The sequence below is a fragment of the Blastococcus atacamensis genome, from assembly GCF_002938425.1.
Classification (GTDB): Bacteria; Actinomycetota; Actinomycetes; order Mycobacteriales; family Geodermatophilaceae; genus Blastococcus; species Blastococcus atacamensis.
Genome location: NZ_POQU01000014.1, coordinates 15,794 through 26,881, shown reverse-complemented (window position 1 = coordinate 26,881; position 11,088 = coordinate 15,794). Strand labels below are relative to the sequence as shown.

At 72.3% G+C, this 11,088-nt stretch carries 13 protein-coding genes and 1 pseudogene; 8 read left to right on the top strand and 6 right to left on the bottom strand.

All coding sequences use genetic code 11. The features are described 5' to 3' along the window. Positions 1–140 precede the first annotated feature (140 nt). Positions 141–872, bottom strand: a pseudogene (locus tag C5508_RS20210) (methyl-accepting chemotaxis protein); the annotation flags it as partial. 303 nt (positions 873–1,175) lie between these two features. Between C5508_RS20210 and C5508_RS05785 the strand changes: the two are divergent. Beyond that, positions 1,176–2,069, top strand: a complete 894-nt coding sequence (locus tag C5508_RS05785) for a bile acid:sodium symporter family protein (protein WP_104523999.1) — start codon at positions 1,176–1,178, stop codon at positions 2,067–2,069. Here C5508_RS05785 and C5508_RS05780 read toward each other — a convergent pair. Beyond that, a complete protein-coding gene (locus C5508_RS05780) occupies positions 2,042–3,055 on the bottom strand; it encodes an iron-containing redox enzyme family protein (protein ID WP_104523998.1) in 1,014 nt (337 codons plus the stop codon). The two genes, C5508_RS05785 and C5508_RS05780, sit on opposite strands and share 28 nt — an antisense overlap. A gap of 76 nt (positions 3,056–3,131) precedes the next feature. Between C5508_RS05780 and C5508_RS05775 the strand changes: the two genes are divergently transcribed. The 4 genes from C5508_RS05775 to C5508_RS05760 are packed head-to-tail and all read left to right on the top strand — an operon-like array spanning position 3,132 to position 5,238. Then, positions 3,132–3,977 carry an SDR family NAD(P)-dependent oxidoreductase gene (locus tag C5508_RS05775; RefSeq protein WP_104523997.1) on the top strand — a complete coding sequence of 282 codons (846 nt, stop codon included), beginning with the start codon at positions 3,132–3,134 and terminating at the stop codon, positions 3,975–3,977. A 21-nt stretch (positions 3,978–3,998) separates the two neighbouring features. Continuing rightward, positions 3,999–4,277 (top strand): hypothetical protein, encoded by a 279-nt coding sequence (locus tag C5508_RS05770; protein ID WP_104523996.1) that lies wholly within the window; start codon positions 3,999–4,001, stop codon positions 4,275–4,277. Then, positions 4,250–4,693: a Pr6Pr family membrane protein gene (locus tag C5508_RS05765; RefSeq protein ID WP_269801763.1), complete on the top strand. Its 444-nt coding sequence runs from the start codon at positions 4,250–4,252 to the stop codon at positions 4,691–4,693. Before C5508_RS05770 ends, C5508_RS05765 begins: the two co-directional genes overlap by 28 nt. A 5-nt stretch (positions 4,694–4,698) precedes the next feature. Beyond that, entirely contained in the window at positions 4,699–5,238 is a 540-nt protein-coding gene (locus C5508_RS05760; protein WP_104524037.1) for a DUF1353 domain-containing protein, read from the top strand. A 24-nt stretch (positions 5,239–5,262) separates the two neighbouring features. Here the strand turns inward: C5508_RS05760 and C5508_RS05755 are convergent, their stop codons facing one another. Then, on the bottom strand, positions 5,263–5,664 hold the full coding sequence (locus tag C5508_RS05755) for a hypothetical protein (protein ID WP_104523994.1): 402 nt from the start codon (positions 5,662–5,664) through the stop codon (positions 5,263–5,265). A 217-nt stretch (positions 5,665–5,881) separates the two neighbouring features. Here C5508_RS05755 and C5508_RS05750 point away from each other — a divergent pair, with 217 nt between their 5' ends. Together C5508_RS05750 and C5508_RS05745 are read left to right on the top strand one after the other, a co-directional pair. After that, complete coding sequence (locus C5508_RS05750) at positions 5,882–6,076, top strand: hypothetical protein (protein ID WP_157944000.1); 195 nt, start codon at positions 5,882–5,884, stop codon at positions 6,074–6,076. A gap of 272 nt (positions 6,077–6,348) precedes the next feature. Beyond that, the gene (locus tag C5508_RS05745) at positions 6,349–7,032 is read left to right on the top strand and encodes an SPFH domain-containing protein (protein WP_232796943.1); all 684 of its coding nucleotides are present in this window, start codon (positions 6,349–6,351) and stop codon (positions 7,030–7,032) included. 68 nt (positions 7,033–7,100) lie between these two features. Here C5508_RS05745 and glnA read toward each other — a convergent pair whose 3' ends face one another. Beyond that, positions 7,101–8,537 carry a type I glutamate--ammonia ligase gene (gene glnA, locus C5508_RS05740; protein ID WP_104523992.1) on the bottom strand — a complete coding sequence of 479 codons (1,437 nt, stop codon included), beginning with the start codon at positions 8,535–8,537 and terminating at the stop codon, positions 7,101–7,103. 177 nt (positions 8,538–8,714) lie between these two features. On the opposite strand from glnA, the gene C5508_RS05735 reads away from it, so the two are divergent. Next, the gene (locus C5508_RS05735; RefSeq protein ID WP_104524035.1) at positions 8,715–9,134 is read left to right on the top strand and encodes an RDD family protein; all 420 of its coding nucleotides are present in this window, start codon (positions 8,715–8,717) and stop codon (positions 9,132–9,134) included. Positions 9,135–9,241: 107 nt separating this feature from the next. Here the strand turns inward: C5508_RS05735 and C5508_RS05730 are convergent, their stop codons facing one another. Beyond that, complete coding sequence (locus C5508_RS05730; RefSeq protein ID WP_104523991.1) at positions 9,242–10,048, bottom strand: DUF4191 domain-containing protein; 807 nt, start codon at positions 10,046–10,048, stop codon at positions 9,242–9,244. Positions 10,049–10,109: 61 nt separating this feature from the next. Continuing rightward, positions 10,110–11,084 carry a lipoyl synthase gene (lipA, locus tag C5508_RS05725; protein WP_104524034.1) on the bottom strand — a complete coding sequence of 325 codons (975 nt, stop codon included), beginning with the start codon at positions 11,082–11,084 and terminating at the stop codon, positions 10,110–10,112. Positions 11,085–11,088: the final 4 nt, after the last annotated feature.

Below are 11,088 nucleotides of genomic sequence, written 5' to 3'. Positions count from 1 at the left end.
CCGGGCCATGCGCACCTGCTCCTCGAGGATCTCCCCGATGCGGGCCTGCACGGCGTCGAGCTCGCCGATGACCTCGCTGGTCGCTGGATGCCGTCGGACACCGACTGGGTGCCGGCCTGGATCCCGGCGATCTGCTCGGAGACCTTGCTGGTCGCCGCGGCGGTCTCGCGGGCCAGCTCCTTCACCTCGTTGGCGACGACGGCGAAGCCCTTGCCGGACTCGCCCGCCCGCGCCGCCTCGATCGTCGCGTTCAGGGCCAGCAGGTTGGTCTGGTCGGCGATGCTCGAGATGATCCGGATGACGTCGCCGACGGCTGCCGAGGCGCTGGCCAGCGCCTGCACCTCCGTGGTCATCGAGGAGGTCTTGCCCACGGCGCTGTCGGCCACCCGGCCGGCGTCGTCGGCGGCTTCGCGCAGCCGGGAGACCGTCTCCAGCAGCTCCCGGGAGTTCGCCGCGTCGGCCTCGGCGCGCCGGAGGATGTCCAGCCGCTGGGAGACCAACTGCTGCACGTTGCGCAGCGCCGAGCCGCGCGAGTCGGACAGGTCGATGGTCTCGGTGACGAAGAAGTCCATCGTCCCGACGACCTTGCCGTCGCTGATGATCGGGAAGCAGACGCCGGACTTGACTCCGGCCCGCTGAGCGGCGGGCGCGCGGACGCAATCGGTCACCTGGGCGAGGTCCCGCACGAAGACCAGGTCGCGGGCCCGCCAGGCGTGGCCGGAGAGGCCGACGCCCTCGGCGAAGCTGGCGGCGAGTGTGACCTTGCGGAACTCGTCACCGGCGGAGCCGGACTCACGCTGGAACCGCAGCACGTTCGTCGTGGGGTCCAGCGCCCAGAACGAGCCGTAGGCCCAACCGAACCTCTCGCGCACGGAGTCCAGGGCCACCTGCAGGGCGGCGGACTCGTCCGGGGCGTCGCCGACCTTCGCCACGACGTCGGTGACGGCGTTGCGGTCGTCCAGGTTCTCCCGGAGGGCCGCGGCCGTCAGCACGCTGCGCCGGGCGTGGGCGATGAGCCGGCCCAGCGCCTCCCACTTCTGCGACCGGCCGCCGAAGAACGGCAGCTCGTTGCGGCTGTAGTACTCGAGCGGGTCCCACGGCACGATCCCCCCAGGTGTGACCTGCGCCCCTCATGATTCGCGGAGCGTCGCACCGGCGCCCCGATCGGAGGTCCGATGGATTCCGCGCTCACCACCGTCGCCCTGCCACTGGCCCTGGCGGTCGTCATGTTCGGCCTCGGGCTCTCGCTCACCCCGGGCGACTTCGCGGCCATCGGTCGCCGTCCCAAGGTCGTGCTGATCGCGCTGGGGCTCCAGCTGCTCGTCCTCCCGGCGCTCTGCTTCGGCGTGGTGCTGGCCTTCGACCTCCCGCCGCTGCTGGCGGTGGGGATGCTGCTGCTGGCGGCCTCGCCCGGGGGCACCACCGCGAACCTGTTCAGCCACCTCTTCCGTGGCGACGTCGCCCTCAACATCACCCTGACGGCGATCAACTCGGTGATCGCCGTGATCACCCTGCCGGTCGTCACGAACCTCGCCGTCCAGTACTTCGACCCGGCCGACAGCGGCTCGCTGGGTCTGCAGTTCGGCAAGACCGTCCAGGTCTTCGCGGTGGTGGTCGTGCCCGTGGCGCTGGGCATGCTGGTCCGCCGGCGGTCGGCAGGCTTCGCCGACCGCATGGACAGGCCGGTGCGCATCCTGTCGGCGGTCGTGCTGGCGCTGGTGATCGTCGGCACGATGCTGGCCGAGCAGGACCGGATCGGGGAGTACCTCCGCCAGATCGGCCTGCCCGCCGTCGTCTTCTGCCTGCTCAGCCTGACGATCGGCTTCACCGTGCCGCGGCTGCTCGGGGTGCAGCGCCGGCAGGCGACCGCCAGCGCGTTCGAGATCGGCATCCACAACAGCACGCTGGCGATCGCGGTGGCCATCAGCGTGCTGGACAGCGTGGAGCTGGCGGTGCCTGCGGCGGTCTACGGCGTGCTGATGTTCCCGCTGGCCGCCGTCTTCGGGTGGCTCATCACCCGGAGCGCCGGCGCCGCGGTGGATCAGGCGGCGAGCGCGCGGTCCCGGTAGAGCGCGGAGCGGCCGGCCTCCCAGGCGCCCAGCAGATGGCGGGCGGCGAGCCCGTCCATCGCCAGGGAGGTCGCCGCACCGAACAGCACGTCGGTGGTCAGCTCCGGCTCGCCCGCGACCAGGGAGCCGCACATGTCGACCGAGGCGATCTGCTCGTGGACGGCGTCGGCCTCCACGTGCTCGTCGTAGAACACCGTCGTCCGCTCGTCGAAGCCCAGCCGGCGCAGCCCCGCCGAGTACCGCCGGCTCGGCTCGGACGAGGTCATCTCCACCGCGGTCAGGTGCCCCAGCGCCGCCCCCCGCCACCGCCGGTGCAGACCGAAGAGGGACATCGTGTTGACCGAGGCGAACGCCGCGGTGGGCGCCTCGTCCCACAGGGCGCCGTAGCCGGGGTCCAGGTCGAGGTCGCGCATCAGGCCGGCGAACAGCTCGCTGTGCATACGCGCGGCCGAGCCGCCGCCGTACTCGTCGGCCTGGATCTCCACCATGGCCGCCTTCGTCCGCCCGGAGAGGCGGGGGATGGCGAAGGTGTGCGGATCGGCCTCCTTGAGGTGGTAGACCGAGCGCAGCGTGAGGTACTCGCGCCACTGCTCCAGCGAACCCTTCTTGGCCATGTAGGTCGACAGCGACGGGCTGTCGTCGGCGTCGATCAGCGCGGTGATCTGGCGGTCGACGGGTTCGTCGGTCACCGGGACCGGCCCGACCAGGCTGCGCAGCGCGGCGAGGTGGCGGCGCTCCAGGCCCGCGCGCAGGAAGAGCAGCGCCGGATCCCACTCCCAGTCGTCGGAGATCCCGTCGAAGCCGCGGTAGTGCAGCTCGTAGGCGATGGCCAGGGCGAGCTGCAGGTCATCGTCGGCCAGGGCGTCGGCCGGATCGGCCGCGGACCGCTCGGCGATCGCCGCCGTCTCCGCCGACAGCGTGGTCCGGGTGGCGAGGTCGCGGGCGAGGGCGTCGCTCAGCGGACCACGGGGCTCGGGCAGGCGCATGATCATCGTTGTGCCCCGTGGCCCCGGAAACGATGCGCCCGGTGGATGTGATGTCCTCCTGGGGTAGGACCCCACCATGAGCCATCTGCAGCAGCGCGTCGTCCTCGTCACCGGGGGGAGCGCCGGCATCGGCCGGTCCACCGTCCACCGGCTGGCCGCCGGAGGCGCGCGGGTGGTCACCTGCGCCCGAAACGGGGACCGGCTCGAGGAGGCGGTGGGCGCCCTCCCCGGGGTGACGACGACCGTGGCCGACGTCGCCGACGCCGCGGACCGGGCGGCGCTGGTCGAGCGCACGCTGTCGGAGCACGGCCGGATCGACGCGGTCGTGCACAACGCCGGCCTCGGGTGGGCGGGCCTCGTGGAGGACATGCCGGGGGAGGCGGTCGAGGGCGTCGTGGCCACGAACCTGACGGCCGTCGTGGAGCTCACCCGGCTGGCGCTGCCGCACCTGCTGTCGACGGCGGCCGAGCGCGGCCGTGCCGACGTCGTCGCCGTCTCCTCGGTCGCCGCCTGGGCGCAGGTGCCGCCGCTCACCGTCTACTCGGCCACCAAGGCCGGCGTCGACGGCTTCCTGAACGGTTTGCGGCGCGAGGTGGCCGCCCGGGGCGTGCGCGTCTCCTCGGTGAACCCCTTCTTCGTCCGCACCGAGTGGCTGGCCCGCGGGCACGGACACGCGCCGGTGTCCGACGCCGACGCCGAGGGCCGACTGTCGCGGGGGATCTCCCCGGACCGGGTTGCCGAGCGGGTCGCGGACTGCCTGGCCGCGTCGCGGGCGCGGACCATCGGGGTGCCGCGCTGGTCGGGCATCGCCCGGCTCGGCGAGATGCCGCCGGTCAACCGGCTGCTGGACGCCGTCCTCTCCGGCCGCGCCGGCACGGTGCGGCGCGTCACCGAACGGGTGGTGTCGCGGAGGATCGGGTGAGCAGTTGGCAGAATCCGGCGGGTGACCGTGACGACGCCTGCCGCGGACGTCGGCCTCGGGGCGGCACGCGCCTGGTGGGCCGTGCTGGCCGTCGTGGTCGCGCTGTCGGTGGGCACCGAGTTCGTGCTGCACCTCGTCGACCCCGCGGACCCCTCCCTGGGAGTCGTCGAGCGCGTCGTCCGGTTCTTCGGCTACTTCACGATCCAGAGCAATCTGCTGGTGCTCGCGTCCGTGCTGCCGCTGGTCCGCGACCCGCTCTCCGACGGCCGGCTCTGGCGGGTCGCCCGCCTGGGTCGCTGATCGGGATCACGATCACCGGGATCGTCCACGCCGTCGTGCTCGCCCCGCTGTACGACCCGCAGGGGATCAACGCCTGGACCAACGCCGGTGAGCACTACGTCTCCCCGGTGATGACGGTGCTCGGCTGGCTGCTGCTGGGCCCGCGCCCGCGCATTCCCTCCGGCGTCGTGGCCCGCGCCCTGCTGTGGCCGGTCGCCTGGATCGCCTGGATCCTCGCCCAGGGCGTGGTCACCGGTTGGTACCCCTACCACTTCATGGACGTCGCCACCCACGGCTACGCCATCGCCCTGCGCAACCTCGCGATCGTCGTCGCGCTGGCGCTGGCGTTCCTGCTGCTGTTCCGGCTCGTGGACCGCCGGCTCCCGCCGATCGCCGCGATGGGCGGGCGGCTCGGGTGCCCGGTCGGCGCGGGCTGAGCGCGGTGCCGCTGGAGTCGGGCGACGTCGTCGTCCGCAGCGTGGACGACGACCACTGGGCCGTGGAGGAGCCGCTGGTCTACCGCGGGAAGCGGGACCGCTTCGTGGTGCCCGCCGGCTTCCTGACCGACTTCGCGACGGTGCCCCGGCTCGTGGTGTGGCTCGTGCCGCGCTTCGGCCGCTACACGGCGGCCGCGATCCTGCACGACTGGCTGTGCACGGAGGGCATCCGCAGCGGAGCGGTCACCTCGGCCGACGCCGACGGTCTCTTCCGCCGGGTCATGCGGGAGAACGGCGTGCCGGTGGTGCGGCGCTGGCTGATGTGGTGCGGCGTCCGGTGGGGAGCGCTGGTCGACGCCGAGCGCCGCCCCGGGTGGTGGCGGAGCGCGCCGGGCGTCCTCGGCATCTCGGTGCTGGCCGCACCGGTGGTCGTGCCGCCGGGGCTGGTCATCGGGCTGGCCCTGCTGGTCTACGCCGCCGTCGAGGCCGCAGTGGGATTCCTGACCGGCTCGCCCCGAGGCGACGCCGGCTCGTTCCGCACCTGACCGCCCGAAGGGGCGCGCTCGCGCTCAGTCGAGCGGGCGGGTCGGCGTCCCGGCGTTGAAGACCTTGAGGGTGTAGCGGTCGAACCGCCGGATCAACGCCCGCATGGTCCCGCCGGCCGCGGTCGCGCGGCTCGCCGGACTGCCGGTGCGGGTGCGCGCCGGGGTGCCGCGGCTCGGACGCCGGGGCCGTGCGTCTGAGAACCGGAGAGCGGAGGCCTCGTGCGCGAAGGACGTGGCCAGCTCGTCGGCGAGGTTTTCGCGGTCGACCTCCACCGCGGAGTCGATCTTGTACACGTACGCCGTGCGCATGCGGACGAGCCGCTCGTCGGCCGCATCGTGGCGGGGAAGGACGGTCCGGGGTGCGGGAAGGGCGCCGGGGAACTGGTCGCCGTGGTCATCGTTCAGGGGAAGTCGCTCTGCGTTCACGGGGAACCTCTTGTCTCGGGACGGCGTGCGGCGCGGAAGGCCGAGCGGAATGGCGAGACGACGGTGTCTGCGGACGTTCTGGGTGGCTCACGTGGTGCCGAGCCGGCGGCGGTGTCGAACTGCCTGGCCGGTGGAACCGCTCGGGGCGGTGCCGCGCTCGGCCGGTGCGCGCCTTCTCGGGCGCCCCTCGAGCATGCGAGGACCGGGTTGCCTGGACATGACAACCGTGGCAAAGGGGGATGACATTCCCGCCGAGGCGGAGCGCGGTCCGGGCTGGTGGCGGAGCGCGCCGGGGGTCGTCCCGCCGGCGCTGGTCGTCGGGCTGGCGCTGCTGGTCTACGCCGCGGTCGAGGCCGGGGTAGGACTCCTGATCGGCTCGCCCCGGGGCGACGCCGGCTCGTTCCGCACCTGACCGCCCGAAAAACGGGAGGACACCCGACGGGCGGTCGCGCTACCTTCTCGCGGCTCGTGGTCAGCAGCCGGGCGGCATCGCCGCCGCAGGTTCTGCGCGTCGGTCACGGGCGTGCCATGTATGGGCAAGCGTCTCAGGAACGCGCGGGTTCGACTCCCGACGCCGTCCGGCGCGCGGTCATTCCGGCTCCGGCGGTCTGCAGCGTCCCGTGCGTTCCCCGCCGGCGCCCGACCACGCGCCGGGCGGTCCGTGCGACCGGGACCGAGGAGGAGGTGGAGAACGTGCGGGTGACCGCGCAGGAGTGGGAGCGGGTCCTGGTGTACCGGGACGGCCGCTTCGAGACCGAGTTGGGTCCGGGACGGCACCGGGTGCGCCGGCGCCGGCGTCGGCAGGTGCGGGTGCACGTCCGCCCGCGGCTGCTCCTCGTCCCGGCCCAGGAGGTCCTGACGGCCGACGGGCTGGCGGTCAAGGTGAGCCTGATCGCGACCGTCCGCGTCGCGGATCCGCGGCGCTGGCACGAGGCGACGGAGAGCGCCGACGGCTTTCTCTACGTCGCGCTGCAGATCGGGCTGCGCGAGGCGGTGGCCGGGCGCACCCTCGACGAGCTGCTCGCCGCCCGGGACTCGCTCCCGGACGGCATCGCGGAGCGGGTAGCGGAGACGGCCGGCGAGGTCGGGATGGCGCTCGAGGGCCTGGCGGTCCGCGACGTGATGGTGCCCGCCGAGCTCCGGCGGGCGGCTGCCGACGTGGCTGCCGCCCGGGCGCAGGGGCAGGCGGCGCTGGAACGGGCGCGGTCGGAGGTCGCGTCCGCGCGGGCGTTGGCGAACGCGGCCCGGATGATCACCGAGCAGCCGGGGCTCCTGCAGTTGCGGACCCTCCAGGCGGTCGAGGCCGGTGGTGCGACCGTCGTGCTGACGGCGTCCCCGGTGCACGGGCCGATTCCTCCCGCGAGCTGACCCGGACGCACCGCGGCCCCCGACCTGACGTGCAGGTCGGGGGCCGCGGTGTGCAGCAGGTGCCGGGATCAGATGTCGTAGTACATCGCGAACTCGTGCGGGTGCGGGCGCAGCCGGATCGGGTCGATCTCGTTGGCCCGCTTGTAGTCGATCCAGGTCTCGATCAGGTCGGGAGTGAAGACCCCGCCGTCGATCAGGTACTCGTGGTCGACCTCGAGACGGTCGAGGACGGCGTCGAGCGAGGCCGGCACCTTGTCGATGCCCAGGGCCTCCTCGGGCGGCAGCTCGTAGAGGTCCTTGTCGACCGGTGCCGGGGGCTCGATCTTGTTCTTCACGCCGTCGAGGCCGGCCATCAGCATCGCCGAGAAGGCGAGGTAGGGGTTGGCCGACGGGTCGGGCACGCGGAACTCGATGCGCTTGGCCTTGGGGTTGTCACCCGAGATCGGGATGCGGGTGCAGGCCGAGCGGTTCCGAGCGGAGTAGACGAGGTTGATCGGGGCCTCGTAGCCCGGAACCAGTCGGTGGTAGCTGTTCACCGTGGGGTTGGTGAAGGCCAGCAGCGACGGCGCGTGCTTGAGCAGGCCGCCGATGTAGTGGCGGGCCATGTCCGACAGGCCAGCGTAGCCGGTCTCGGCGTGGAACAGCGGCTGGCCGTCCCGCCAGAGGCTCTGGTGGCAGTGCATGCCCGAGCCGTTGTCGCCGAAGAGCGGCTTCGGCATGAAGGTCACGCTCTTGCCGTGCGCCCATGCGGTGTTCTTGATGATGTACTTGAAGAGCATCAGGCTGTCGGCCGAGCGCAGCAGCGTGTCGAACTTGTAGTTGATCTCGGCCTGACCGCCGGTGCCCACCTCGTGGTGGCCGCGCTCGAGCTCGAGGCCGGCGTTGGTCAGGTTGACCATCATGTCGGCGCGCAGGTCGCTCTGGTGGTCCACGGGCTCGACCGGGAAGTAGCCGCCCTTGGTCGCCGTCTTGTACCCCAGGTTCGGGCCGAGCCCGTTCTCGCCGGTCCGGGAACCGGTGTTCCAGGAGCCCTCGACCGCGTCGATGTGGTAGTAGCCCTCGTTGATGCCGGTGCCGTGCCGGATCGAGTCGAAGATGTAGAACTCCGCCTCGGCGCCGAAGTACGCGGTGTCGGCGATGCCGGAGCTCGCCAGGTACGCCTCGGCCTTCTTCGCGACGTTGCGCGGGTCGCGGCTGTAGGCCTCGCGCGTGATCGGGTCGTGGATGAAGAAGTTGACGTTCAGCGTCTTGTGCTTGCGGAACGGATCCACGAAGGCGCTGTTGGCGTCGGGCAGCAGGAGCATGTCCGACTCGTTGATCGCCTGGAACCCGCGGATCGAGGAGCCGTCGAAGCCGAGGCCCTCGCTGAACGTGTCCTCGCCGAACGTCGACGCAGGGATGGTGAAGTGCTGCATGACGCCGGGCAGGTCGCAGAAGCGGACGTCGACGAACTCGACGTCGTTGTCGCGGATGTAGGCGGCGACCTCGTCGGGACTGGTGAACATCGATCCTCCGGGTGTGGGCGGAAAGCCGAACTGCACGTTACGAGCGGGGAATTGCCCTGCGGTGTCCCGAGTGTTTCGGGGGCGTAACAACACGCCGGGCGGTCGGCCCTCTGCAGGGCACCACCACGAGCGAGCGAGTGGTGGGGAGCAGGGGGTCCTCTTACTACGCTGGTGGTCATGGTCAGGAATGTCGATCAAGCCTCTCAGGCTCCGGACCGCGGCGCCTCCCTGGGGTTGCCCGCCGAGGGCCCGGGGTCGCTCGCGTCCTTCACCTCGCGAGCCGGTGGCTACGTCATCGACGCCCTGCTCTCCGGTGCCATCGCCTGGGCGTTCTCCGCCCCGGAACTTCCCGGCAACGCGAGCCTGCTGGTCTTCTTCGTGCTCACCTCGGGAAGCCTGGTGGTCTTCGGCCAGTCACCCGGCCACCGGCTGATGGGCCTGCGGCTGGCCCACCCGACGCCGGGATCGCGCCTGGCGCCGTGGCGGGCCGTCGTCCGGACCGTGCTGCTCGTGCTGCTGGTGCCGGCGCTCATCACCGACGCCGACGGACGCGGTCTGCACGACCGCCTGACGAAGACCGCCGTCGTCCGGGCCTGAGCCGACGCCCCGCCTCCGGTCGGTGTCCGCGCCGGGCGGGGCAGGTGCCGCGGGACGACGAAGGGCCCCGTCCGCAGCGGACGGGGCCCTTCGTCGTGCTGGGTGGATCAGCCGCGGCGGCGGACCTGTCGCTGGCTGACCGACATCTGCCGGCCACCGGGGAGCGGACCCCCGGGGACGGGCATCCGCGCGCCGCCGAGGGCGCTCATCCGCCGGCCCAGGCTGTTCAGCTCGGCGGCGGAGAGGTTCCGCGGCAGCTTCATCACGTGGGTGCTCAGCTTCTTCAGCGGCACCTGCCCCTCGTCGTCGCCGACCATGACGTCGTAGATGGGGGTGTCACCGACGACGCGGGCGATCTTCTTCTTCTCCTGGGCCAGCAGGCCGCGCACGCGCTGCGCCGAGCCCTCGCCGACCAGGATCACACCCGGCCGTCCGAGCACCCGGTGGACGGCGTCCATCTGCGGCGTGCCGGCCACGCCGGAGCTGACCCGCCAGTCACCGCGCATGCCCTCCAGCACCCACGCCGCAGCGCCGGGCTGGCCCTCCACCTGGCGGTAGGCCGACCCCTGGGCCCGGCGACCGAAGATGATCAGAGCGGCGAGGGCGCCCAGGATGAGGGCGAACGGCAGGAAGAGGAACGGCGAGTCGAGCAGGATGCCGATGAGCTCGACCACCGCGAACACCACGATGAAGGCGATGAGCATGACCCAGGGGAGCTGCGGGTCGTTGCGGCGCGTCAGCGTGAACGCCTGCTTCATCATCCGGCCGTTGTTGCCGAGCTTCTTGAGCCGGCCGACCTTGGGCTCGCCGTTCTTGCCCAGCTTCACCCCCGACGCGGTGGCTCCGCCCTTGGGCGCGGCGGCCTTGCCGCCGCCGCTCTGAGCGGCCTGGTCTGAGGACTTGCTGCGTGCCATGCGCCCAGCTTAAAGCGGGCCGGCGCCCGACCGGCGCGCGCCGAGCGGATTCGGTGCCCGGTCAGCCCTGAGGAGTGAGCCCGCGTGCCTCGACGGCCTGCTGGTAGAGCCGGCCGGCGCGGTACGAGCTGCGCACCAGCGGCCCGGCCAGGACGCCCGGGAACCCGATCCGCTCCGCCTCGGCCTGGAACCCGACGAACTCGTCGGGCTTGACCCACCGGACCACGGGGTGGTGCCGCGGCGAGGGGCGCAGGTACTGGGTGATGGTCAGCAGATCGCAGCCGGCGTCGTGCAGCGCCTGCATCGTCTCGACGACCTCGGCGGGCTCCTCGCCCATGCCCAGGATGAGGTTGGACTTGGTGACCAGGCCCGCCTCGCGGGCGGCGGTGATGACGGCGAGCGAGCGCTCGAAGCGGAAGCCGGGACGGATGCGCTTGAAGATGCGCGGCACCGTCTCGACGTTGTGGGCGAGCACCTCGGGACGCGAGGAGAAGACCTCCGCGAGCTGCGCGGGGTCGGCGTTGAAGTCGGGGATGAGCAGCTCCACGCCGCAGCCGGGCAGCTGGGCGTGGATCTGGCGGACGGTCTCGGCGTACAGCCAGGCACCGCCGTCGGGCAGGTCGTCCCGCGCGACCCCGGTGACCGTGGCGTACTTCAGGCCCATGGTGGCGACGCTCTCGGCGACCCGCCGGGGCTCGTCGCGGTCGAAGTCGGCGGGCTTGCCGGTGTCGATCTGGCAGAAGTCGCAGCGCCGGGTGCACTGGTCACCACCGATGAGGAAAGTGGCCTCCCGGTCCTCCCAGCACTCGTAGATGTTGGGGCAGCCGGCCTCCTCGCACACCGTGTGCAGCCCCTCGCGGCGGACCAGGGACTTCAGCTCGGTGTACTCCGGGCCCGTCTTGAGCCGGGTCTTGATCCACTCGGGCTTCCGCTCGATCGGGACCTGGCTGTTGCGGACCTCGAGGCGGAGCATCTTGCGACCGGCCGGCTCGAGAGGGGAACCCGAGGACTGCGCCGGAAGGGCCGTCTCACTCATGATC

Excerpts from the sequence above, each read along its gene's own strand:
- C5508_RS05785 (WP_104523999.1), top strand. The coding sequence starts at position 1,176 with ATGGATTCCGCGCTCACCACCGTCGCCCTGCCACTGGCCCTGGCGGTC.
- C5508_RS05780 (WP_104523998.1), bottom strand. The coding sequence starts at position 3,055 with ATGCGCCTGCCCGAGCCCCGTGGTCCGCTGAGCGACGCCCTCGCCCGC.
- C5508_RS05775 (WP_104523997.1), top strand. The coding sequence starts at position 3,132 with ATGAGCCATCTGCAGCAGCGCGTCGTCCTCGTCACCGGGGGGAGCGCC.
- C5508_RS05750 (WP_157944000.1), top strand. The coding sequence starts at position 5,882 with ATGACAACCGTGGCAAAGGGGGATGACATTCCCGCCGAGGCGGAGCGC.
- glnA (WP_104523992.1), bottom strand. The coding sequence starts at position 8,537 with ATGTTCACCAGTCCCGACGAGGTCGCCGCCTACATCCGCGACAACGAC.
- C5508_RS05735 (WP_104524035.1), top strand. The coding sequence starts at position 8,715 with ATGGTCAGGAATGTCGATCAAGCCTCTCAGGCTCCGGACCGCGGCGCC.
- C5508_RS05730 (WP_104523991.1), bottom strand. The coding sequence starts at position 10,048 with ATGGCACGCAGCAAGTCCTCAGACCAGGCCGCTCAGAGCGGCGGCGGC.
- lipA (WP_104524034.1), bottom strand. The coding sequence starts at position 11,084 with ATGAGTGAGACGGCCCTTCCGGCGCAGTCCTCGGGTTCCCCTCTCGAG.